The following is a 24,133-nucleotide window of genomic DNA, read 5'->3' on the forward strand; positions in this document are numbered from 1 at the left end:
GGGATCGCTCCTTATTCGGCGGCTTCGCGGGTGACGGCGGCGGCGGGGCTCGGCTTCCGCTCCTCCAGCCCCTGCGGCGTGGCGCGGAAATGGGTCAGGGTGCGTTCGGCATGGCGCATCCGCAGCGACAGCGCCTTCTGCGCGTAGTCGCGCACCAGGCCCGCATGGGCGGGATCGTCGGCCAGGTTCTCGAACTGGTTCGGATCGCGTTCCAGGTCGAAGAACAGCGGCGGCAGCGCGGCGAAGTGGACGTATTTGTAGCGATCATCCTGCACGACGCAGAGGCTGCTTTCATCCATCGAGAGGCCGAGCTCGCCCTCCGGCTTCGAGTAGTGCACGTCACGGAAATCGTATTCGTAGTGCAGGACGTCGCGCCAATCCGCGGGCTTGTCCCCGGCGATGACGGGCAGCAGCGAACGGCCATCGACGCTGCGCGGCGCCTCACCCCCCAGCCATTCCAGGATGGTCGGCATCACGTCCACGCTTTCCGTGTAGCTGGCGTCGATCTCGCCGGCGCGATGCGTGCCGCCCGCGCCCTTCACCACCAGCGGGATGCGGAAGCTCTCATCGAAATAGCCGACCTTGCCGAGCAGCCAATGGTCGCCGAGCTGCTCGCCATGGTCGGAGGTGAAGATGATGGTGGTGTCGTCCCACTGCCCCGTCTGCTCGAGGTAGTCGAAGACGCGGCCGAGGCAGTCATCGATCTCCGACATCAACCCGGCATAGGTCGCGCGCATCTGCCGGATCGCGGCCTCATCAAGGCCGGTCGCGACGCCGCCGGCGCCGTGGAAGAAGCTGCCCTGGCGGATGCCGCGGAGGTAGTGGCGCAGCATCGGATGCTGCGCGGCCTCCTCCTCCCACATCGCCCGCCGGATCGGCGCCGGCATGTCGGCGGGGTCGTACATCGTGTTGTAGGGCGCAGGCGCGATGAAGGGGGGATGCGGGCGATAGTAGCCAAGGTGCAGGAACCACGGCTTGTCGCCCTTCCCCTTGAGGTAGGTCAGCGCCTTCTCCGTGAAGAAGGTGCTGTCCGACAGCTCCGCCGGGATGCGGCAGGGGCGGTTGGTGGCGCCGGGCACGGCGTCCTCGCCTTCCGGCAGCCAGATGTCTTCCCGCTTCGGCGGCAGCGTGTAGCCCTGATGCGCCAGCCAGCCGAAATAGCCATCCATGTTCGGCTCGAAGGCGCCGACGCTGCGGAAGCCGTCCATCAGGTCGCCGAGCGTGGTGAAGCGCGGATCCTTCGGGCCGCTCGTGCGCGGATCCGGCGTGGTGGTGGTGTAGCCGATCAGCGCGGGATCATAGCCCAGCAGCCGCAGCTGCTTGCCGAGGTTGGTGTGGCGCGCATCCAGCGGCACGGTGTTCTGCACCGCACGGTGGTTCATCAGATACAGGCCCGTCAGCAGGCTGGCGCGCGCCGGGCCGCAAGGAACCGCGGTGGTGACATGGTTGCGGAACGTCACGCCTTCGCGGCAGAGGCGGTCGAGGTTCGGCGTGCGCAGGAAATCCGCGCCGAGATGCGGCACGAAATCCGCCCGCCATTGATCGACCACGATGAGAAGTACGTTGCGCCGCTGCCGCATGGATCCCCCGCCTTGTCCTGACGGGGGCGATCTACGCCCGCTGGGCGACCATCCGATGACAGTCAGGCTGCGGGTTTGTGAAAGCGGGCACCCCTTCCGTCAGGCCAATGATCGTCGGCGCGGCAATCCGAGCGTGAAGAGCCAGCACGCCGCGAGCATGAGGGCGGAGCCCGCGAGGCAGGCCTCGAGGCCGCCCACCCCGTACAGCAGGCCCGACAGCAGGGTGCCCGCGAAGCGGCCCGCGGCATTGGCGGCGTAGTAGAAGCCCACATCCTCCGCCGCCTTCTCCGACCCCGCATAGGCCAGCACCAGGTAGGAATGGACGGAGGAATTGACTGCGAAGACGAAGCCGAACAGCGCGAGGCCCAGGACCACCACCAGGTCCGGCCGCGGGACATCGGCGGCCAGCGCGCCGGTCAGGACGACCGGCACCATGACCAGCAGCAGGGACCACCACCGCGCCGCCGGCACTTCCGCCGAAAGCCCGTCGGCGCTGCGGCGGACCAGCGATGGCGCCGCGGCCTGCACCACGCCGTAGCCGATGGTCCACAGCGCCAGGAACGCGCCCACCATGGTGAAGGTCCAGCCGGCGGCATAGAGAAAGACCGGCAGCCCCACGACGAACCAGACATCCCGCGCGCCGAACAGGAAGAGGCGCGCCGCCGCCAGCAGATTGACGCCGCGGCTCTTGCCGAGGAATTCTCGCGCCGTCCGGGACGCCTTCGCCTTTCCGGCCAGCGGCGGCAGGGAGAGCACGACGCAGGCCAGCACCAGCGCCAGCGCCGCCGCCATGGCCCAGAGCGCGCCGCGGAAGCCCGCGACCTCCAGCAGCAACCCGCCCAGGAAGAAGCCCAGCCCCTTCATCGCGTTCTTGCTGCCGGTGAAGAAGGCGACCCAGCGGAACAGCCGCCCGGCAGCCTCGCCGGCCGTCAGCTTGATGGCGGATTTGCTGGCCGTCTTGGTCAGGTCCTTCGCGACGCCGCAGATCCCCTGCGCCACCACCACCCAGGCGACGGAGAGCGTGGCCCCCCAGGCCGGCGACATCGCCGACAGCAGAAGAAAGCCCGCGATCTGCGTGGCCAGCCCGATGGCCAGCATGCGCGTGATGCCGAAGCGCGTCGCCAGCCAGCCGCCGACCAGGTTGGCGCCGATGCCCGCGGCCTCATACAGCAGGAAGAGGAAGGCAAGCGTGAAGGGCGAATAGCCCAGCCGGAAGAAGTGCAGCAGCACCAGCATCCGCAGCGCGCCATCGGTCAGGGTGAAGCCCCAATAGGCCGCCGTGACGATGGCGTAGTGCCGGGTGCCGGCGTTCAAAGGCTGACGCTTTCCAGGTGGCAGGCCAGGTCCACCATGCGGCAGGCATAGCCCATCTCGTTGTCGTACCAGGCATAGACCTTGAGCAGCGTACCATCGGTAACGAGCGTGCTGGCCGCATCCACGATCGCGCTTCGCGTGTCGCCGGCATAATCCGCGCTGACCAGCGGCCGCGCCTCATGGCCCAGGATGCCGGCCAGCGGCCCGGCCGCGGCGGCGGCGAACAGCGCGTTCACCTCCTCCGCGCTCGTCTCCCGCTTCATCTCGAAGACGCAGTCGGTCAGCGAGGCATTGAGCACCGGCGCGCGCACGGCATGGCCGTTCAGCCTGCCCTTCAGCTCCGGATAGATCAGTGCGATGGCGGTGGCGCTGCCCGTCGTCGTCGGCTGCAGCGACAGCATGGCGGACCGCGCCCGGCGCAGGTCCTTGTGCGGCGCATCGACCACGACATTGGTGTTGGTGGGATCGTGGATCGTGGTGATCTGGCCATGGCGGATGCCGATCGCCTCATGCACCACCTTCACCACGGGGGCGAGGCAGTTGGTGGTGCAGGACGCCGCGGTGACGATCGGGTGCCGCGTCGGATCGTAGAGGTCGTGGTTCACGCCGACGACGACGTTCAGCACGGTCTCCACCTTCACCGGCGCGGCGACGATGACGCGCTTCGCCCCGCGGTCGAGATGGCCCTGCAGCACGTCGGGCGTCAGGAACTTGCCTGTGCATTCCAGCACCAGATCGACACCCAGGTCGCCCCAGGGAATATCGGCCGGCCTGGCATGCTCGGAGAAGCCGATGCGCCGGTCGCCGGTGCGGGGGTCGCCGATGTGGATCGCCGCCGCGCCCTCCGCCGCGATGCGCGGCCCGCGCCAGCGGCCCTGCACGCTGTCGAATTCCAGCAGATGCGCACAGGCCGTGGCGCCGCCCTTGATCTCATTGAGGTGGACGACCTCCAGCCTATTGCCGCGGCGCGGATCATCCTCTGGCCGATGCGCCCCCCCCATCGCCGCCCGCAACGCGAGCCGCCCGATCCGGCCCATGCCGGAGATGCCGACCCTCATGCCCGCGCCACCGCGCCGGGCTGCGCCAGCTCATCCAGCCGCGCCTTCAGCGCCATGCGGTCCAGCGTGCCGAAGGGCAGGCTGGTGAAGATGTCGAGCCGCCGGTGCAGCGCGGCATAGAGCTCGTTCAACAGGGTCGCGCGTTCCGGCGGGCTGCCGCTGAACTTGGCGGGATCGGGCAGCGGCCAGGCGGCGGTGATGGTGGTATCGCCGAAATCCGGGCAGGCCTGGCCGGCCAGCGTGTCGCAAAGCGCCACGACGAAATCCATGCGAGGCGCCTCGGGCCCGGTGAATTCCTGCCAGGATTTCGACCGCAGCGTCGAGACATCGTGGCCGAGCGCCTTGAGCTGCTGCAGCACTTCCGGCAGCGGCCCTTCCGCCGATGGTTCCGACCCCGCGGAGAAGGCGCGGAAGCGCCCGGCCCCGATCCGCGCCAGGATGGCTTCCGCCATGATCGACCGTGCGGCGTTCCGCGTGCAGAGGAACAGCACGTTGAAGACAGGGGGCTGCATCCGGGTGATCTCCCTGGAAGGGTCGAAGAGACGGGCGAGGTCGCCGCAGCGGTCAGGCGCCCCGCCGCAGCAGGCTTCGGCGAGGAAGGCGACCAGGGCGCGCAGCGCCGCGATCCGCGGCGCATAGACCAGGCTGCGCCCATGGCGCGTCGCGGCCACCAGGCCGACCTGTTCCAGCGCCTTGAGGTGGAAGGAGAGCGTGGAGGGCGCCACGCCAAGCCGCCCCGCGATGTCACCAGCGGCGAGGCCGCTGGGCCCGGCAGCCAGCAGGGTACGCATCAGGTCCAGCCGTGTGGGCTGGCCCAGCGCCATGAAGCCGGCAGCAGCCTGTTCCGTATCCATGATTCCAGAATAGTCGAAGCATGGATGCGGCGGCGTGAAGCTTCGGTGACAGGCGCCTCAGAAGGCCAGCTGCACCTTCATGGCGCGCGTGCGGTCACTGGCCAGGTCGAAGGCCCGCTTGGCTTCCGCCACCGGCACCACCTCCGTCAGCAGCGGCGTCACGTCGATGCGCCCCGCGCCCAGCGCCTCCACCGCCCAGCGGAATTCCTCATGGAAGCGGAAGGTGCCGCGCAGCGCGATCTCCTTCGCCACCAGCGCATTCACGGGCAGCGGCACCTCGCCCCCCAGGCCGAGCTGCACGATGGTGGCGCCGGGCCGCGCCGCCGCGATCGCGCCCGCCAGCGCCGCCCCGGCGCCGGACGCCTCGAACACCACGTCGAAATGCCCCTTCTCCGCGGCATAGGGTTCGAGGGCGGCGGGGTCCGCCCGCAGGTCCAGCGCGGCATCAGCGCCGAGGCGCCGAGCGATGGCGAGCGGCGCGGGGGACAGGTCCGTGCAGACCACCTCCCGCGCGCCGGCATGGCGGGCGACGAGGATCGCCAGCGCGCCGATCGGCCCCGTGCCCGTCACCAGCACGCGCGCGCCCATCAACGGCCCCGCCTGGCGCGCGGCATGCAGGCAGACCGCCAGCGGCTCCGCGAAGGCGGCGCGCGCCAGATCCATGCCGGGCGGCAGCGTCACGGCCTGCGCCTCCTCGCAGACCAGCGCCTCCCGGAAGGCGCCCTGCACATGGGGGAAGCGCATCGCGGAGCCGTAGAAGCGCATGTCGAGGCAATGGTTGGGCTTGCCTTCCAGGCAGTAGCGGCAGGCGCCGCAGGGGAGAGACGGGCTGACGGCGACGCGGTCACCCGGCTGCACCGTGGTGACCTCGTGCCCCACCGCCGTGACCTCGCCGGCGACTTCATGGCCCAGCACCATCGGCTCCCGCAGCCGCACCGTGCCGAAGCCGCCCTGGTGGTAGTAGTGCAGGTCTGACCCGCAGATGCCGCCGGCGCGGATGCGCACCGCCACCTGGCGCGGGCCGGGCGCCGCGGGGGGCGGCGCCTCCTCCACGCGAAGGTCGTGCGGGCCATGGATGATGACGGCCTTCATGCTTCCTCTCCCCGGGGCCTGCCTTCACGCGGCGGCCGCTGGCCCGCATTCTCCACCGCGCGGCGCGCGCCGTCGATCCGGCCCGCTCAGGCCGCCACCGCCTGGGACGCCGCCGCCAGGCGCTGCACCGCGGGGTAGTCGATCTTCCCCGTGCCCAGCAGCGGCATGGCCGCCACCGGCAACACCGCGCGCGGCACCATGAGTTCCGGCACGCCGCGCGCGCGGGCCTCCGCCAGGATGTCCCGCACCGCCGCATCGCGCCGCGTCGTCACCAGCAGCAGCGCCTCTCCCTTCCGCGCATCGGGCAGGCTGACCACGGCGTGCTGCGCCTCCGGCCACAGGGTCGCGACCAGGCTTTCCGCCGCGGTCATGGACACCATCTCGCCCGCGATCTTGGCGAAGCGCTTCGCGCGGCCGCGGATCTCGACGAAGCCCTGCGGGTCCAGCGCGACGATGTCGCCGGTGTCGTAGTCGCCGCCGCTCGGCACCAGCGCGCCGGGCGCGCTGGGCAGCAGGTAGCCCAGCATCACGTTCGGCCCGCTGACATGCAGGCGCCCCGCGCCCTCCACCCCCGGGACCGGTTCCAGCCGGTGGCGGATGCCGGGCAGGAAGCGGCCGACGGTGCCGGGGCGGTTGTTCATCGGCGTGTTGATGGCCAGCGCCGGCGCGGTTTCCGTCGCGCCATAGCCTTCCAGCAGCCGCACGCCGAAACGGTCGGCGAAGAGCCGCCGCGTCTCCTCCCGGATCTTCTCCGCGCCGCCGAAGATCATGCGCATGGCGTAGAAATCGTAGGCATGCGCATGGCGCGCCCAGCCATTCAGGAAGGTATCCGTGCCGAAGGCGATGGTGGCGTCGGTGTCGTAGATCAGCGCCGGCACCACGCGGTAATGCAGGGGCGAGGGATAGTGGAAGGTCCGCACCCCGTGCAGCAGCGGCAGCAGCGTGCCGCCCTGCAGGCCGAAGGAATGGAAGACCGGCATGGCGTTGAAGACGCGGTCGGCTGCCGTGAAGTCGATGACGGAGGCAAGCTGCGCGCAATTCGCCAGCAGCGATCGGTGGCTATGCACCACGCCCTTCGGCGTGCCCTCCGACCCGCTGGTGAAGAGCACCACGGCCCAGTCATCGGCCGCCGCGCGCGCGCCCGGCAGGCGGCGGGCGAAGGCGGCGTCCCACTGGGCGCGGAGCTTGTCGCGCAGCCCGATCCCGGCGCGGATATCCTCCAGCCAGAGGAACTCGACCTCCTGCTCCATCCGCGCCACCACGGCGCCGAGCCTGCCCTTCTCCACGAAGGCGCGGCTGGAGACGATGTGGCGCAGCTTCGCGGCGCGGCAGGCCGCCAGCATGCCATCCGCCCCCGCGCTGAAGTTCAGCATGGCCGGCACCAGGCCGAAGGCCTGCAGGCCCATGAAGGCGACCAGCGTGGCATTGGCGTTGGGCAGCATCAGCCCGACCGTCGCAGCCTCCCCCGTCACGCGCTGGGCAATCTGCCGGCCGAGCGCCGCAGCGCCCAGCACCAGCCGGTCATAGGAAACCGGCGCGCGGTTGATGTCCTCCGCGATCAGGGTGCGGCCGCCATGCAGCGCGCGGGCATCGAGCAGCGCCGCGAAGAGCGTGCGGTCCGTGTTCCGGGCCTGGAAGACCGTCTCCACCATCAGATCCTGCAGCGCGCGGCCGATCGCCTCCCGCCGCCGCCGCGGCGTCTGGCCTTCCAGCCGCGGCGGGTCGATCCGGACGGGCGGCATGATGGTCAGCGACAGGCGCGGGAACCAGCGCATGGGCAGCTTGCCGCGCATGCGGCCGAGCCGGGTGAATTGCAGCCCCTCGATGCTGATGGGCAGGATGGTGGCGTCGGCCTTGTCGGCCACCACGCCGGCGCCCTCATAGACCTTCATCAGGCTGCCGGTCTTGGTCAGGCGGCCCTCGGGGAAGATCATCAGCTTCCGGCCGTCCCGCACCGCCTCCATCATCGGGCGGATGGCGAAGGGCGACTGGATGTCGACCTTGAAGGTCTCGACGGTCGCCAGGAAGGGCCGTACCCACCAGGCCTGCGCCATCCTCGTGTCGATGGCGAAGGTCGGGCTTTCCGGCAGGTAGCAGGCGATCAGGCAGGCATCCGCGAAGCTGAGGTGGTTGGCCACGATCACCACGCGGTCGCCGGCGGCGCGGTAGTGGTCCAGCCCCTTCACCCGCACGCCGTGGAAGGTCTCGAAGTAGAAGCGGAACAGCGCGCGCAGCACCTGCTGCGGCAGCAGGCGGATGATCCAGCAGGCAACGGCGAGGTTGGCGATCGCCGCGGCCATCAGCACGGTCGCCGGCGCCAGGCCCAGCGCCGCCAGTCCCGCCGCCACGCCCGCCCCCGCCACCATGAAGACCGCGTTCACCACGTTATTGGCCGCGATCATCCGCGCCCGCCCCGTCTCCGGCGCGCCATCCTGCAGGATGGCGTAGAGGGGGACGGAGAAGATGCCCCCGCAGGCCGAGAGCAGGGCGAGGTCCACCAGGATGCGCCAGCCCGCCAGGCTGCCCAGCACATCACCCACCGTGGCGAGCCCACCCGCCGCCGTGCAGGCCGCCGCGAAATCCCAGAGGAAGACGGACATGCCGATCGCCGCGAAGGGCACGTGGCGGGGCGAGACCTCCCCCTTCAGCAGGACGGAGGATACCAGGGAGCCAGCGCCGACGCCGACCGCGAAGACGGTCAGGAACAGCGTCACCACATGGCCATCGGCGCCGAGCGTATCGCGGGCCAGAAGCGGGAATTCCGTCAGCAGCAGCGCGCCCACCGTCCAGAACCAGGACAGGCCGAGGATCGCCAGCCAGACCGGGCGGATCGACGCGGCCTGGCGCACCGTGCGCCAGGTCTCCGCCAGGATGTTCGCATTGATCCGCAGCGCCGGGTCGGCTGGCGGCGCCGGCAGCACGCGGAGCGCCGCCGCCACGCCGACCAGCGCGGCGCCGAGACCCACGGCGGAGACCAGAGTCGCCCCATCCTCTAGCAGGATCAGCGCGCCGCCGGCGACGGTGCCGGCCAGGATGGCGAGGAAGGTGGAAGCCTCGATCACGCCATTGCCGGCGACCAGCTCCTCGCCCCGCAGCTGCTCCGGCAGCAAGCCGTATTTCAGCGGGCCGAACATGGCGGATTGGACGCCGAGGCCGAACAGAACGGCGAGCAGGCCGGGGATGCTGCCGGTGGCGAAGCCGGCGGCCGCCGCGCCCATCAGCCCGACCTCCGCCAGCTTCGCGACCAGGACCAAGCGCGGCTTCGGGAAGCGGTCCGCCAGCTGCCCTGCCGTGGCGGAGAGCAGGATGTAGGGCGCGATGAACAGCGCACCCGCCAGGGCGGAAAGCCCCGCGCCGCCTGCCCCGAGCTTGAAGAGCGCCAGCACCACCAGCGCGTTCTTCACGAGGTTGTCGTTGAAGGCGCCGCAGGCCTGCGCGAGCGCGAGCGGCCAGAGGCGACGGGTCTTCAGGAGCGCGAAGGGAGAGGCGGGTGGCATCGGCGGGTTCCTGCTTTGAACAACGTTCATCGCCACGCTAGCCGTCACCTGAACATGGTTCAAGTAGCATTTGAACGGCGTTCAGCATCCGGCAGCGCTCTTGCGGTGAACATCGCATAAAGATATCTGGATATGGCGTTGGTCCCGCGCGAGCGGGTGAAAAGGGAAGTCCGTCCGGGGTTCGCGCCTCAAGTCGGACGCTGCCCCAGCAACTGTCGGCGGGAAGCCGCCGGCCCGATCCCTCCCTCCCTTTCCAGGGTCCGGGGGGCGCCACTGCGCAAGCGGGAAGGCAGGGCCGGCAGCGAGGGGCGCAAGCCCGGCACCCGCGAGCCAGGAGACCTGCCCGCGCCGTGCACCCTGCCTCGCGCGGGGGCGCGCCACCCCCACGGCCGGGCTGGGTGCACCGGGCGACGGAGACGACTGCGATGACCATCGCCGCCAATCTCGGCTACCCGCGCATCGGCCCCCGGCGCGAGTTGAAGACCGCGCTCGAGGCCTTCTGGGCCGGCCAATCCACCGAAGCCGAGCTGCAGGCCACCGCCACGGGGCTGCGCGCCGGCGCCCGTGCCCTGCAGCAGGGCAGCGGGATCAGCCACATCCCCTCGGCCGATTTCGCGCTCTACGACCATGTGCTGGAAACCGCCTGCGCCTTCGGCCTGGTGCCCCAGGGCTATGGCTGGAACGGGGAGGGCCCGGTCTCCCTCGCCACGCTCTTCGCCCTCGCGCGGGGTGCGCGCGGCAGCGCGGCGGAACGCGCCGCCGGCATCCCCGGCGATGCGGTGGCGCTGGAGATGACCAAGTGGTTCGACACCAACTACCACTACATGGTCCCGCGCCTCTCCGCCGCCACGCGCCCGCGCCTGGTGGACAATCGCTGGGCCCGCGCGCTGCGGGAGGGCACGCAGCACGGCACGCGCACCCGGCCCGTGCTGCTCGGCCCCGTCTCCCTGCTGCTGCTGTCCAAGGCGTCCGACGGCACGCGACCGCTGGACCTGCTGCCGGCGCTGCTGCCCGCCTATGCCGATGCGCTGCGCTACCTCGGCGAGGCTGGCGCCAGCTGGGTGCAGCTGGATGAGCCCTGCCTGGTGACGGACCTGCCCTGCGGCGCGCAGGACGCCTATCGCACCGCCTTCCGCGCCCTGGCGGATGCCGCGCCGGGGCTCGACCTGCTGCTGACGACCTATTTCGAGGGGCTGCGCGACAACCTCGCCCTCGCCACCTCCCTCCCCGTCTCCGGCCTGCATGTGGACCTGGTCCGCGCGCCGGACCAGCTTCCGGCGGTGCTGGGCGCGCTGCCGCGGGACCGTTGGCTGTCCCTCGGCCTGGTGGATGGCCGCAATGTCTGGCGCACCGATCTCCGCCAGGCACTCGGCCAGGTCCAGCTGGCGCAGCAGGCGGGGTTCGAACGCCGGCTGATGGTCGCCCCCTCCTGCTCCCTGCTGCATGTGCCCCACAGCCTGGCGATGGAGACGTCGCTGGACCCCGCCCTGGCCCGCCGCCTGGCCTTCGCCAATGAGAAGCTGAAGGAGGTCTGGGCCCTGGCCCGCGCGGCGGACGAGGGCGAGAAGTCTGTCGCCGGCGTCTTCGCCGACAGCGACCGCGCCCTGGCCGAAGCCCGCGCCGATGCGCGGCTGCATGACCCCGCCTTGGCCGCGCGGCTCGCCGCCGTGACGCCCGCCATGGAACACCGCGCGCGCCCCTATGCCGAACGCGCCGTGGCGCAGCAGGCGCGCCTCGACCTGCCCGACCTGCCCGTCACCGCCATCGGGTCCTGGCCGCAGACGGCGGAGGTGCGCCGGCTGCGCGCCGACCTCGCCCGCGGCGCCATCGACCAGGCCGCGCATGATGCGGCGATGGAGGCGCTGATCGCGGAGTCCGTGCGCTGGCAGGAGGAGATCGGCGTGGACGTGCCCGTCCATGGCGAGTTCGAACGCAACGACATGGTCAAGCATTTCGGCGAAAGGCTCGGCGGCTACGCCTTCACGAAGCATGGCTGGGTGCAGAGCTACGGCAGCCGCTGCGTGGCACCGCCCATCATCTGGGCCGATGTCACACGCCCCGCGCCGATGACGGTCCGCTGGTCCGCCTTCGCGCAATCCCTGACGGCGAAGCCGATGAAGGGGATGCTGACGGGGCCGGTGACGATGATGCAGTGGTCCTTCGTCCGCACCGACATCACCCGCGAAGCCGTCTGCCGCCAGGTCGCCCTCGCCATCCGCGACGAGGTGGCCGACCTGGAAGCGGCGGGCATCCCCATCATCCAGATCGACGAGCCCGCCTTCCGCGAAGGCCTGCCGCTGCGCCTGGCCGACCGCGCCGACTATCTGCGCTGGGCCACGGCGTGCTTCCGCCTCTCCGCCAGCGCGGTACGGGACGAGACGCAGATCCACACCCACATGTGCTACAGCGAGTTCAACGACATCATCGACAGCATCGCTGCCATGGATGCCGACGTGATCTCGATCGAGACCGCGCGCAGCGACATGGAGCTGCTGGAAGCCTTCGCCGCCTTCGACTACCCGAACGGCATCGGCCCGGGCGTCTGGGACATCCATTCACCGCGCGTGCCAGGGGCGGCGGAGATGGCGCGGCTGGCGCAGCGGGCAGCGCAGCGCATCCCGCGCGACCGGCTCTGGCTGAACCCCGACTGCGGCTGCAAGACGCGGGGCTGGGCGGAGGTGAAGCCGGCCATGGCGAACCTGGTCGCGGCGGCGAGGCTGTTGCGGGCAGAGGCAGCGTAGCGGCGCGCCCTGGGGAAGGCGCTGCCTTCCCCAGACCCCCTTCGCCCAAGGGGCCAACGGGGCCGTGACGGCCCGGACCATCCTCAGTAGCCGTCAAGAGCCGAGGCGTGCATGCCGCGATCAGCGCGGGGGAGGAAGGTGATGACGGCGCGATTCGACAGGCGCCGCCGCCACGCGCTGGGGCGTGCCTCCGGCGGAATGCACGACGGAGCCTGGCTTCGTCATCCACGCCACGACCGGCCGGTGCCTGGCCGATGCACAGCTAACCGAGGTCGCGCTGATCGACCATGCCGAGCATCCCGTCGGCCTGGGCGAGGCTGGTGTCCCGGGCGCCGCCGTCGCGAATGCCCTGTCGGTACTGGGTGGTGATGTTCCCACGCGCATGCCCCTCATCTCACGACGGTCCAGGGGCGTCTCGCCCCTGGCATGGGGGGCCGGAGGGAACAGCGTTCCCCCCGCGCTTACTGACCTTTGAAGCTCGGCCTTCGCTTCTCCCTGAACGCCGCCTGTCCTTCCTTCAGGTCGTCGCTTTCCGCGCAGGCCTGTGACAGCGCCGCGATGCGTGCGGGGTCGCGCAGTGCCGGATCGCCGCCGACCTGGTCGATGGTGATCTTGGCCGCGCGCATGGAGAGCGGTGCGTTGCGCGCGATGATCCGCGCGAACTCCATCACCGCGTCTTCCAGATCGGCCGCCGGGACCACTCGGTTCAGCAGCCCGCGCGCGAAGGCGATATCGGCGGGGTAGTTGGTCCCGGTGAAGAGCATCTCCTTCGCGAAGCCGGGTCCGACCAGTGCCGTCAGCCGTTCCAGGCTCCAGGTGGCATAGGCGATGCCGAGTTTGGAGGCAGGCACGCCGAAAACGCTGTCCTCGGAGGCCACGCGAAGGTCGGCGCGCAGAGCCAAAGCGAGGCCCCCGCCGATGCAGTGCCCCTGGATCATCGCGATCAGCGGTTTCTCCAGTGTATCGAGCACGGCGCGGGCGGCGGTGGCGCGGGCGGTGTACTCGGCCGCGCGGCCTTCGGCCCGCATGCGCTCCATCTCCCCGATATCCGCACCGGCCGCGAAGGATTTCCCGCCGGCGCCGGTCATCACCACCAGGCGCACGGCGTCATCCGCCATGAAGTCGGTCACAGCGGCTGCCATCGCGTCCCACATCGCCAGCGTGATGGCGTTGCGCTTCGCGGCGTTGTTCAGCGTGATCCAGCCGATGCCGTCCGCCTTCCGGACCAGGACAAGGTCCGTCACACCACGCCCTTCTCGCGCAGGCTGGCGATGGCGGCCTCGTCATAGCCGAGCGAGGCCAGCACTTCCGCCGTGTGCTGTCCGTGGCTCGGCGTCGGCAGGCGGATGCCTTCCTCCACGCCCGCCATGTTGATGGCGGTGCCGACCATGTGCTGTTCGCCAAGCCGGGGATGCGTGACGGGCTGCGCCATGCGCAGATGCTGCACCTGCGGATCGGCGAAGACCTGGTCCACCGTGTTGATCGGCCCGCAGGGAATGCCTGCTTCCTCCAGCAGGGAGATCCAATGCGCGGAGGGCTGCGTCGCGGTGACGGAGGAGATGGCTTCGTTGATCGCCGCGCGATCCTTCGATCGCCCGTTCATGGTCTGCCAATCGGGATGCTGCAGCCATTCCGGCTTGCCGACCACTTCGCAGAACCGCGTCCAGTGCCGCGCCGACGACGCCGCGATGGTGATCGGCCGATCCGTCGTCGGGAAGACGCCGGTCGGGATTCCTGTCGGATGGTCATTGCCCGCCTGTCCCGGCACCTCGCCCGCCATCAGCCAGCGGGAGGCCTGGAAGTCGAGCATGAAGATCATTGCCTCCAGCAGGCTCGTCTGGACCCATTTGCCACGTCCCGTCGCCTCCCGCTCATACAGCGCCATCATGATGCCGAGCGCGAGCAGGTTGCCGGCGGTGAGGTCCGCGATGGGGATGCCGACGCGCACCGGCCCCTGGCCCGGCAGGCCGGTGATGGACATGAGGCCACCCATCCCCTGCACGATCTGGTCGAGCCCCGCGCGATGGGCATAGGGCCCGTCCTGCCCGAAGCCGGAAATCGATCCGTAGACGATGCGCGGGTTCAGCGCGCTCAGCGTCTCGTAATCCACCTTCAGCTTGTACTTGACCGGTGCCCGCATGTTCTCGACGACCACATCGGCGTCCGCCGCCAGGCGCCGGAAGATCGCCTGGCCTTCCTCGGTCTTCAGGTCGAGCGTCATGCAGCGCTTGTTGCGATGCAGGTTCTGGTGGTCGAAGCCGTCCTGCTTGCCGGTGATCTCGCCCGCCGCCGATCCCGGCGGCTCGATCCGCAGCACATCCGCCCCCCAATCGCCGAGGTGCCGCACGCAGGTCGGTCCCGCCCGCGCCAATGTCAGGTCCAGCACCTTGATGCGGGACAGCGGCAGGGTGGCACCGATCATGACACTATCGTCCTCATTCCTGCAGGTTCATCGCGCCGAGCACGGCGCGGAAGCGCGCCTCCCGCTCCCGCATCCCCGCCAGCGCCGTGGCGCCATCGAGATCGACGGGCGTCAGCTCCGCCGCCAGCAGCCGGTCGCGCAGCGCGGGCCCGTATTTCTCCATCACCGAGCGGTGCGCGGCCAGCAGGCGCGCGGTGACCGCGGGCGGCAGGCCGCGCGGCCCGGCGACGGTGTTGGTGAAGCCGAGTTCGACGTCATGGCCGAGCTCGCGCATCGTCGGCACATCCGGCGCATAGGCAAGGCGCTGCGGCGCGGAGGTGGTGAGCACGCGCACGCTTCTGGCATCGCTGCTGCCGCCGAGCGAGCCGATGATGCCGATATCCACCTGGCGTCCGAGCAGCGCGACATTCGCCTCCGCGGTCGATCGATAGGGGATATGCGCGACATCGACGCCGAGTGCCCGCCACAGCATCGTGCCGCCGAAATGCGCCAGGCTCGCGATGCCGTAGCTGGCATAGGTGAGCTTCCCCGGATCGCGCCGCGCCGCCTCAGCAAGATCGGCCAAGGACCGGTAGGGCGAGGCGCCGTGCACCGCGACGAAGAGCGAGCCGACGCCGTAGGAGAACAGCATGGTGAAGCTGTCGAGCGTGTAGCCCGTGTCGCTCCGTGTCAGCGGGACGGTGACGAAGGAGGAATCGCTCGCGACCAGCAGCGTGTAGCCATCCGGCGCCGCCTGCGCGACGGCGCGGGTTCCAATGGCGGAGGCGCCGCCCGCGCGGTTCTGGATGACGATGGGCTGGCCGAGGAACTCGCTCCAGAGCGGGGCCAGCATGCGGGAGGAGAGATCGAGCGTCCCGCCCGGCGAGGTCGGCACGATCAGCTGGATCGGCCGCGTCGGGTAATCCTGCGCCGCAACGGGTCGCGTTGGCGCGACGCCCGCCAGAAGGACAAGGAGTGGCGCCAGCAGGCGCAACGGGAACCGCGACATGCCGCATCCTCCCTCGGCCGCCGCGTGCATCCTGCGCGGCGGACGGGGAAAGACGACCGGATGAGGATGGGCCTGTCAATCGCGTACGACGGCCGCAACCCGGCCGTCGCACGGCAGCATCACATGTCCGCCGCACCCGCTTCGGCCGCGAAGGCCTTCACGATGGACAGCAGGCGCCGGCGGGATTGCGGATGGCGCATGGAAGCGAAGGCGGAGACGAGTTCGGCCGTCTCCCGCTCATCCGGCCCCTGATGCGGCGGCACGATGGCCTCCTGCGCCTGCACGCCGGCCAGCAGCAATTCGGTGTCCACGCCCAGCATCCGCGCCAGCACCGGCAGCATGCGCGCGGGCAGGCGGGTCTTGCCGGTCTCGTATTTCTGCACCTGCTGGTAGGTCACGCCGAGCGCCTGGGCGATGTCGGCCTGGGACAGGCCGCGCAGGCGCCGCAGCTGCCGGACGCGGACGCCGAGCCGCGCATCGGAGGTATCCGCCGCCCGGCTGCTGGCGGGGCGGTCTTCGAGGATCTGGACGTGCATGTCGGGCATTTCGGGTCGAGCCTCGATCAATGGGCGGTGCCGAAGGCGTTGACGGGGTTGCCGACCCCGGGGCGCGCGCCGCTGGACGGCGCCTCCACCCGATAGCCCACGCCCCAGACGGTGCGGATGATGTCGTCGGCGCCGGCCTCGGCCAGCTTGCGGCGCAGGCGGCAGACGAAGACGCGCAGCACGCCGGGGGCGGCATCGCCCTCCCCCTCCCGCAGCGCGTCGCAGATGCGTTCCTTGCCCAGCACGCCGCCACGCGCGCCCATCAGCATGTCGAGCACGCGCAACTCGCAGGGCGTCACCTCCACCGGCTGGCCGGCCACGCTCAGCAGCCCGCTCTCTCGGTCGATGCTGACATTGCCGCAGCGGATGCCGGCGACCTTGCGGCTCGGCGCACGGCGGCGGATCGCCTCGATCCGCGCCATCAGCGTGGCGGCCGGGGCGCCGCGCGGCATCACGGCATCGGCGCCGAGGTTGAAGGCCTCGGCCTCCGTGCGCGGGGATGCATTGGCCAGCAGCAGCAGCGGCAGCTTATGCCCGGCTTCCCGGAAGCGGCGGAGCAGCGGGAAGCCCATGCCGGCCAGGTCGCCGGTATCGATCACCACGCCATCCACGCCGTCATCCAGCGCCTGCTCGGCTTCCGCGATGCCGCCCGGCGTGGTCACGAAGGTGCCCACCTGTGCCGCCGCCAGCTTTTCCGCGACCCGGCTCGGCCCGTTCGCCGCATCCGCAATGATGAGAACCTGCATGACACTGCCCCGTTCTGTCCGCCCGCCGCGCTCAACTCGCGGGCGAGTGGCCATTGTCTAGCGCCATGATTGTCGCGGCGCCTGTCGGGCTTCGTCAGGAATTCTCGTCGGCGGGGAACCGTTCCGCGTGGGGAGACGGGTAATCCGGCGTGATCGTGGTCAGCCTTCCGCCGTCACGAGCGCCGTGGCGGCGGCTGCAGTCAGGGGGCGGCCCAGCAGGTAGCCCTGCGCGGCCTCGCATCCGGCCTGGCGCACAACCTGAAGCTGACCATCCGTCTCGATCCCTTCCGCCACCACCTTGAGGCCGAGCGCGTGGATGGTGGAGACGAGGCCCGTCAGCAGTCGCCTCTCCCGCGTATCGGTCACCACGCGCATGACAAGCGCGCGGTCGAGCTTCACGGTATCGACCGAAAGCCCACCCAGCACGCCGAGTGAGGAGTAGCCGGCGCCGAAATCATCCAGGGCCACGCGGATGCCAAGCGCCCGGATCGCCTCCACCACCTCGCCCGCCTTGGGGCCGAGGGCGACGGTTTCCGTCACCTCCGCCACCAGGGCCTTGGCGGGCAGCTTCTCGGCATCGAGCACCGCCTTGAACATGCCGGGCACATCGGCCTCCGCGATCTGGCGGCCGGAGAGGTTGACCGTGACGTAGAGGTCCCGGGTCGTGCCCGCTCCCCATTGCGCCGCCTGCGCCGCGGCGACGCGCAGCGCCCAGGCGCCGAGGTCGAGGATGATCCGCCCTTCCTCCGCGATGGCGATGAACTCGCCCGGGGAGACGAAGCCCAGCGTCGGGTGCCGCCAGCGCATCAGCGCCTCGAACCCCAGCAGGCGGCGATCGGCGATGTTGAAGATGGGCTGGTAGTAGATGGCGGTTTCCTGCCGCGCGATGGCATGCGGCAGGTCGCGCACCACGGTCAGGCGGCGTTCCGCGGCTTCCTGCATGGCGGGGGTGAAGAGGATGCAGCGGCTGCCGCCCTCCCGCCGCGCCACGCTGCCCGCCACCAGCGCGGCGTCGTCCAGCGCCACGCGGTCCGCCGTGGCGCGATGGGCGACGCCGATGCTGGCGGTCAGGTGCAGGGCGCCGGTCGGCTGGGGCACCGGTTCCTCGATCGCGGCACGCAGCCGCTCCGCCACCGCCAGCGCATCCGCCTGGCTGGCGCAGGAAGCGGAGGCGATGGCGAATTCATCGCTGCCGATGCGGGCGGTGAACCATTCCGGCCCCGCCGCCTGGCGCAACCGGGCACCGATGGTCTGCAGGATGATGTCGCCAACGGCGCTGCCGCCGGCCTCGTTCAGCGCGGCGAAACCGTCGAGGTCGATGGCGATCACCGCCATGCCGCTGCCATCGCGGGCCGCGTCCAGGGTCATCTCCGCCAGGCGGGCGCTGAAGGCGGCACGGTTGGGCATGCCGGTCAGCGGGTCGCGCGCCCGCGCCTCCTCCCGCTCCGCCTCGGCCTCCGCCAGGCGGCGGCTTTCCTGCACGCGGCTCCGCGCCTCATGCCGCTTGGTGGCGGCGCGGCTGCGGGCGGCGGCCACCACCGCGATCATCTCATCCAGCGTGAAGGGCTTGCGGACGAAATCGAAGGCGCCGGCGCGCACGGCGGCCACCGCATCCTCGATCGTCGCATGGCCGGTCATCACCACCGTCTCGATGGCATCCGTCTCCGGCCGGTTCATGACCAGGCGGCGGACCAGGGACAGGCCATCCTCCCCCGGCATGCGGATATCCGTGACGACCACGCCGATATCGGCGGTCTCCGCCAGCGCGGCCTGGGCGGTGATGGCGGAGGTGGCGATCTTCACCGCCATCCCGGCCTCTTCCAGGCCGAGCGCCAGCTCCTCCGCGATCCAGACCTCGTCATCCACGACCAGCACGACCAGCCGGGCCTCTTCGGCCGGCATCCCATCCCCGGTTGCGGGCTGGGTCTCGTTGGCGAACATGCCTGGTCATCCTTGGCAAACTGTCGTCGTCGCCCCGGACTCAGCGGGAACGCCGGCCGGGGACAGCGGCACACACAAGCAGGATGATATTAGCAAGTGCTGAAGCAGCCGCCATCAAGATCGGGCTTGGCGAGGCACGGCCGTGAAACCAACGAAACAATCCGGCAGCGGGCACGCCGCCTGGGTCAGTCGCCCGCGCCCGGATTCCCCACACCGGGATCCCGGCTGGAGATGCCCGCCCGGCGCGCCCGCGCCAGGTCCAGCGCTTCCTCCACCGCCCGCGCCAGGTCGTCCCAGGCGAAGGGCTTGTTCAGCACCACCCGCGCCCCGGCCTGCCGCGCCGCCTGCTTCTCGGCCGCGGAGGCGTGGCCGCTCATCATCACGACTTCCGGCACCGCGGCACCTCGCGCGGGGTCGCGCAGCCGGCGGATCAGGCCGAGCCCGTCCATGCCCGGCATCCGAAGGTCCGTCACCACCACGCCGATACGGCCCTCATTGGCATCAAGCAGCGCGAGGACCTGCTCCGCCGAACCGGCGGCCAGGGTCTGGAATCCATCTGCGGACAGGCCCTCGGCGATTTCCCGGGCGATGTCGGGTTCGTCGTCCACCACGACCACCATGGCGCAATCGGTGGATGACACGGTCCCAATATCCATTATCCGGTCTCGCTGGACCCCCTGCGGATCCTTTGCCGATGGGGGAGGGATCCGTGGTGCGGGGCACCCCGCGGCGTGTCCAACGCCGCCCATCTTCATGGCGGCGGGATATTGACGGAAGACAGGGCTTTGAGTTTGTCGGGAAGTGTCGGATTTTCTGTCCTGTTGTCCCGAAGATACCCAGACCGCACGAAATCAGGGCATCATGGGGCGACGCCGGCTACGGATCGGGAGCTTTGGTCTTGTCAATGTCGTCAGGCACGGAACTCGGCGCGGAGGAGGCGGGGCCGGCGCCCAACGTCCTCATCGTCGAGGATGACGAGGCGCTGGCCGAGGAGATGGCGCTCACGCTGTCCGACTACGGGATGCGCCCCACCACGGCTGCCACCTGGGAAGCCGCCATCGCGGCGGTCGAGGCCGCGCAACCCGACCTGGTCGTGCTCGACCAGCGGCTGGGCCGCGTCGACACCCTCCCGCGCATCGGCACGCTGCGCGCGCTGACCGACGCGCCGGTCCTGATCCTGACCGGCAACCGCGCCGAGACGGACCGGATCGTGGCGCTGGAGATCGGCGCCGACGATTTCCTCCTCAAGCCGATCTCCGGGCGGGAACTGGTCGCCCGCATCCGCGCCCATCTGCGCCGCGTCCAGCAGACCCGCCCGGCCGAGAAGGAGCGGGAGAAGGAGAAGGAGCCGGAGGCCCCCCAGGGCAGCGCCTGGACCCTGCTGACGGTGGAACGGGAGTTGCGCCGCGGCGATGGCTCCGTCGTGCCGCTGACGGGCGCGGAGTTCGACCTGCTGGCCGTGCTGGCCGAAGCCCCCGGCCACCCGGTGGACCGGGAGACGCTGACCAAGCGCGTGCTCCGCCGCCCCTGGCGGCCGGATGACCGGGCGCTCGACAACCTGGTCATGCATCTCCGCCGCAAGCTCGGCCCGGGCGGCGACAGGGCGATCACCGCCATCCGCAGCCAGGGCTACGTCTTCACGGGCTTTCCCCGGGGCTAGCGACGATGGCCGCGGGCGGCAGCCCGGCCGCACGGCCAGGCGCCCCTACCGCACCCGCGCCGCAGGGCGCCGGGCTTGGCCATGCGCGCGCCCTGTTGGCGCCGGAAGGCGGCGCCCCTGCCCGCCGCCACATTCCGGCAACACCCATCCGCCATGAAGGCACCTGCACCGGACCAGGTTCGCCCACCCTTCCCCCATGCCCGTGCCGCCCCGTCCCATGAATGCGCAGGCGCCGCTTCCGCCGCTGGCGCCCGCCGCGGCCCCGCCCCGCCGCTGGCTGGCCTGGCTGTCCGCCATCGCCATCGGCTGCGCGCTGCTCCTGGCCGGGGAGGCGCTGATCGCCCGCCTGTCGCGCGATGCGACCGACAGCGCGCGGGTCGAGGCGGAGGCCGCCGCCGACGTCGTCCACCAGGTGCTGCTGCGGCGGCTGGAGGCGGTGGAAGTCCTGCACCGCCTCACCCAGTCCTGGCTGGTCCTGCGCGAATCCGGCAACGACCAGGGCCGCTCCGCCATCGAGACGGAACTCGCCAGCACGGTGAATGCCGGCCAGTTCGGCTTCATCCAGGTCGCCATCATCGGCCGCGACGGCTGGATGCTCTGGTCCTCCATCCCCGGATCCGGCGCGCCCGTCTATCTCGGCGACCGGGAGCATTTCCAGGTCCATGCCCGGGGCCTGCGCAGCCTGTTCATCAGCATCCCGCTGGTCGGCCGCGTCAGCCAGCGCTGGACGGTGCAGTTGACCCGCCCGCTGCTCGGCCCCGACGCAGCCTTCGCCGGCGTCGCCGTCGTCTCGATGGACCTGCATGACCTGTCGGATGCGCTGGCGGAAATCCAGTTCCGTCCGCAGGACAGCGCCATGCTCCTGCGCGGCACGATGCGCGCCGCCCACAGCCGCAATCCGGGCGCCGCCATCGGCACGGAACTGCCGGCGGAGGATCCGCTGCGCCTGGCCCACCCCGACCAGATGACCGGATCCATGCTGCGCGCCACGCCGGAGGGGCAGCAGAGCATCACGGCCTGGCGGCGGGTTGCCGGCACGCCACTCACCGTCGCCTATATCCGGGACTATGCCGCCAGCCAGGCCGGCGTCGCCAACCTCGCGCTCCTTGTCCGCCTGACCGCCGGCGCGGGTGCCGCCATGGCGCTGATGCTGGTCTGGGTCGGCCTGTCCCGCCGCGGCCGCGCCGCCGCCCGCCGTGCCGCGGAAGCGGCGGAGATCGAACGCTCCCTCGCCCAGGCGGCCAGCCGCACCTATGCGCGCCGCATCGGCGGCCTGCCCGGGCTGATCTATGGCGGCGACATCCTGCCCGACGGCACCTTCACCCTGACGCATGCCAGCGAGAGCGCGGAACGCGTCATCGGCTGGACCGCCGAACAGCTGCTCTCCCTGCCCGATCCGCATGTGCTGATGGAGCCCGAGGACGCGTCCCGCCAGGGCGACTTCTACGCAAGCGTCGCGGACCAGGGGGAGGCGCAGCGCGAGTTCCGGGTGCGCCGCGCCGACGGGCAATGGATCTGGGTGCGCGATTCCGTCCGCGTGGTCGATCGCCGCGCCGATGGATCGACGGAAATGGTGGGCTACGTCGCCGACATCTCCGACGAACGCGCGATCCAGGCCAGGCTGCAGAATGCCGGCCGCCTGACCACGCTGGGCGAGATGGCGACCGGCCTGGCGCATGAGCTGAACCAGCCGCTCGCCGTCATGTCGCTGGCGGCCGACAACGCCTCCCGCGCCCTGCAGCGCCGGGGCGCGGCGGCGCTGCCGGACATCCAGGAAAGGCTGTCACGCATCGGCCAGCAGGCCCAGCGCGCCCGCGACATCGTGGACCACCTCCGGGTCTTCGGCCGGTCGGACGAGGGAGAGCCGGAGCCGATCGCCCTCTCCCAGGCCGTGCAGGGCGCCGCGGTGCTGACCAATGGCGCGCTGCATGCCTCCGGCATCGACCTGGCGGTGGAACTGCCGGGCGACCTGCCGCTGGTGATGGCGCGGCTGGTGCCGCTGGAACAGGCCATCGTGAACCTGGTGATGAACGCCCGCGACGCGATCGACGAGCATCGCCGCGATGGCGAAGGCCCGGGCTGGATCCGCATCGGCGCGACCGTGCAGGGGCGGATGGTGGCCATGACCATCGCCGACAGCGGCGGCGGCATCCCCGACAGCCACATGGAACGGCTCTTCGAGCCCTTCTTCACCACCAAGGCGCCCGGCAAGGGCACCGGGCTCGGCCTGCCGCTGGTGCATGCCGCCATGCGCGCCTTCGGCGGATCGATCACCGCCGCCAACGGCCCCGATGGCGCGGTGATGACGCTGACCTTCGCCATCGCGACGCCGCCAGCGACCCCGCCAGGCCTGGAAGCCTGATCGCCCCACCAACGGCCCGCCATGGCATGCCGCCCGCCCCCGGCGCGGCATGCCTGGCTGACACTTCAGGATCAGCGTCGAGACATTTCCTGACATACCGCACAAAACACGTAAACGAGAGCTTGTGGCGGTGACCAACCCTTAAGAAAGCCGACTCGATCCTGAGACACCCTGCGGCGACATTGATCCCGTTACGGATCGAGGGCGAACGAACATCGTTCGCTGCCGGGCGAAGATCGCGAGGGATACCGACATGCGCATTCTGGTTGTCGCTTCCACCCTGCCGGCGGGACAGAGGCTGAAGGTTGCCCTCGGGCATGAGGGGCTGATGGTGGACACCGTTGCCCTCGACGAAGATCCCGGCGCCGTCGCTGCGCAGACCGGCCCCTACGACGCCATCCTGATCGAGGCCGCGGGCCTCACCCCCGGTGTCATCGGTGGCATCCGCGCCGTGGCCCGCCAGCGCCTGGGCGTCCCCACCGTGGTGCTCGTCGCCGCCGCGACGCCAGAGAGCGAGGCGGAGGCACTCGATGCCGGCGCCGATGACGTGCTGATGGCGCCGATGGCGATCACCACCCTCGTCGTCCGGCTGCGGGCCCTGCAGCGCCGCATGCTCGGCCACCTCTCCGCCTGGATCACCATCGGCAACACCACGCTGGACCAGGCGAACCTGGCGCTGACCGTCGATGGTCGCGATGTCCGCATCACGCGCCGCGAATTCGACGTGCTGGAGATGCTGTTCCTGCGCCGCGGCAGCCTGGTGACGAAGGCCGATTTCCTGCAGCGCCTCTACGGGTCGGATGAGGGGCCGGACAGCCGCACGCTCGACGTCTTCATCTGCAAGGTGCGCCGCAAGCTGGCGGCCGCCGGCGCTGCCGAGTTCATCCGCACCGCCTGGGGCCGCGGCTACATGGCGGAGGAGCCGCCGCCGGCCGCGATCGCCGCAGCCCGCGCCCGCTTCGCGGAAGGCCATCTGCGCCGCCCGAACCGCCTGACCAGCCCGGCCAAGGCCTGGGCAGAGGCCGCCTGACGGCGGCGGGGGCCGAAGCCGCCTGACGGCGGCGGGTGGCGGAAGCCGCCTGACGGCGGTGGAGGGACGGCGGCGGCGCCGCGGCCACCGTCCCCACTGAAGCAGCAAAGCGCCCGCCCGGATGGCAGCATCCGGGCGGGCTTCGCCGTTTCTGCAACGCCCCGGCACCCCCTCAGTTTCTGCGGCCTTTCCCGATACTTGCGACCGGTTTCTGAACCTTCCCGACCGAACCCGACGGGATTTTCCCGCGCGCATGCGGCAACGATGCGGGAAGCCCGTCGTGCCCCAAAAACGGGCCATGGA

At 70.9% G+C, this 24,133-nt stretch carries 17 protein-coding genes and 1 riboswitch; of the genes, 4 read left to right on the forward strand and 13 right to left on the reverse strand.

The window, feature by feature from the left end:
• Positions 1–11: 11 nt before the first annotated feature.
• The 6 genes from pehA to G3576_RS27545 all read right to left on the reverse strand — a co-directional run bounded on the left by pehA (position 12) and on the right by G3576_RS27545 (position 9,395).
• The gene (gene pehA / locus G3576_RS27520) at positions 12–1,580 is read right to left on the reverse strand and encodes a phosphoric/sulfuric ester hydrolase PehA (RefSeq protein ID WP_164697698.1); all 1,569 of its coding nucleotides are present in this window, start codon (positions 1,578–1,580) and stop codon (positions 12–14) included.
• 99 nt (positions 1,581–1,679) lie between these two features.
• Complete coding sequence (arsJ, locus tag G3576_RS27525) at positions 1,680–2,894, reverse strand: organoarsenical effux MFS transporter ArsJ (RefSeq protein WP_164697699.1); 1,215 nt, start codon at positions 2,892–2,894, stop codon at positions 1,680–1,682.
• Positions 2,891–3,952 (reverse strand): ArsJ-associated glyceraldehyde-3-phosphate dehydrogenase, encoded by a 1,062-nt coding sequence (locus G3576_RS27530; protein WP_164697700.1) that lies wholly within the window; start codon positions 3,950–3,952, stop codon positions 2,891–2,893. Before G3576_RS27530 ends, arsJ begins: the two co-directional genes overlap by 4 nt.
• Positions 3,949–4,806: a metalloregulator ArsR/SmtB family transcription factor gene (locus tag G3576_RS27535; protein WP_164697701.1), complete on the reverse strand. Its 858-nt coding sequence runs from the start codon at positions 4,804–4,806 to the stop codon at positions 3,949–3,951. Before G3576_RS27535 ends, G3576_RS27530 begins: the two co-directional genes overlap by 4 nt.
• A 57-nt stretch (positions 4,807–4,863) precedes the next feature.
• A complete protein-coding gene (locus tag G3576_RS27540; RefSeq protein WP_164697702.1) occupies positions 4,864–5,898 on the reverse strand; it encodes an L-idonate 5-dehydrogenase in 1,035 nt (344 codons plus the stop codon).
• An 86-nt stretch (positions 5,899–5,984) separates the two neighbouring features.
• Complete coding sequence (locus G3576_RS27545) at positions 5,985–9,395, reverse strand: acyl-[ACP]--phospholipid O-acyltransferase (protein WP_164697703.1); 3,411 nt, start codon at positions 9,393–9,395, stop codon at positions 5,985–5,987.
• A 122-nt stretch (positions 9,396–9,517) separates the two neighbouring features.
• A riboswitch (cobalamin riboswitch) is annotated at positions 9,518–9,756 on the forward strand.
• A gap of 64 nt (positions 9,757–9,820) precedes the next feature.
• Here G3576_RS27545 and metE point away from each other — a divergent pair.
• Positions 9,821–12,136 carry a 5-methyltetrahydropteroyltriglutamate--homocysteine S-methyltransferase gene (metE, locus tag G3576_RS27550; protein WP_164697704.1) on the forward strand — a complete coding sequence of 772 codons (2,316 nt, stop codon included), beginning with the start codon at positions 9,821–9,823 and terminating at the stop codon, positions 12,134–12,136.
• A 461-nt stretch (positions 12,137–12,597) separates the two neighbouring features.
• Here metE and G3576_RS27555 read toward each other — a convergent pair whose 3' ends face one another.
• The 7 genes from G3576_RS27555 to G3576_RS27585 all read right to left on the reverse strand — a co-directional run bounded on the left by G3576_RS27555 (position 12,598) and on the right by G3576_RS27585 (position 19,419).
• Entirely contained in the window at positions 12,598–13,380 is a 783-nt protein-coding gene (locus tag G3576_RS27555) for an enoyl-CoA hydratase (protein ID WP_164697705.1), read from the reverse strand.
• Complete coding sequence (locus tag G3576_RS27560) at positions 13,377–14,558, reverse strand: CaiB/BaiF CoA transferase family protein (protein WP_164697706.1); 1,182 nt, start codon at positions 14,556–14,558, stop codon at positions 13,377–13,379. Before G3576_RS27560 ends, G3576_RS27555 begins: the two co-directional genes overlap by 4 nt.
• 13 nt (positions 14,559–14,571) lie before the next feature.
• Complete coding sequence (locus G3576_RS27565; RefSeq protein ID WP_164697707.1) at positions 14,572–15,546, reverse strand: tripartite tricarboxylate transporter substrate binding protein; 975 nt, start codon at positions 15,544–15,546, stop codon at positions 14,572–14,574.
• A 119-nt stretch (positions 15,547–15,665) separates the two neighbouring features.
• Complete coding sequence (locus G3576_RS27570) at positions 15,666–16,091, reverse strand: helix-turn-helix domain-containing protein (protein ID WP_164697708.1); 426 nt, start codon at positions 16,089–16,091, stop codon at positions 15,666–15,668.
• Between the two features lie 17 nt (positions 16,092–16,108).
• Positions 16,109–16,837 carry a response regulator transcription factor gene (locus G3576_RS27575; protein WP_164697709.1) on the reverse strand — a complete coding sequence of 243 codons (729 nt, stop codon included), beginning with the start codon at positions 16,835–16,837 and terminating at the stop codon, positions 16,109–16,111.
• A 159-nt stretch (positions 16,838–16,996) separates the two neighbouring features.
• Positions 16,997–18,778: a putative bifunctional diguanylate cyclase/phosphodiesterase gene (locus tag G3576_RS27580; protein WP_164697710.1), complete on the reverse strand. Its 1,782-nt coding sequence runs from the start codon at positions 18,776–18,778 to the stop codon at positions 16,997–16,999.
• Positions 18,779–18,963: 185 nt separating this feature from the next.
• Positions 18,964–19,419, reverse strand: coding sequence for a response regulator (locus G3576_RS27585; RefSeq protein WP_164697711.1), 456 nt, complete (start codon positions 19,417–19,419; stop codon positions 18,964–18,966).
• Between the two features lie 263 nt (positions 19,420–19,682).
• Here G3576_RS27585 and G3576_RS27590 point away from each other — a divergent pair, with 263 nt between their 5' ends.
• The 3 genes from G3576_RS27590 to G3576_RS27600 all read left to right on the forward strand — a co-directional run bounded on the left by G3576_RS27590 (position 19,683) and on the right by G3576_RS27600 (position 23,830).
• Entirely contained in the window at positions 19,683–20,438 is a 756-nt protein-coding gene (locus G3576_RS27590) for a response regulator transcription factor (RefSeq protein ID WP_164697712.1), read from the forward strand.
• 196 nt (positions 20,439–20,634) lie between these two features.
• On the forward strand, positions 20,635–22,800 hold the full coding sequence (locus G3576_RS27595) for an ATP-binding protein (protein ID WP_164697713.1): 2,166 nt from the start codon (positions 20,635–20,637) through the stop codon (positions 22,798–22,800).
• A gap of 253 nt (positions 22,801–23,053) precedes the next feature.
• The gene (locus G3576_RS27600) at positions 23,054–23,830 is read left to right on the forward strand and encodes a winged helix-turn-helix domain-containing protein (protein ID WP_164697714.1); all 777 of its coding nucleotides are present in this window, start codon (positions 23,054–23,056) and stop codon (positions 23,828–23,830) included.
• Positions 23,831–24,133 lie beyond the last annotated feature (303 nt).

It is taken from the genome of Falsiroseomonas algicola (assembly GCF_011040385.1).
Classification (GTDB): Bacteria; Pseudomonadota; Alphaproteobacteria; order Acetobacterales; family Acetobacteraceae; genus Falsiroseomonas; species Falsiroseomonas algicola.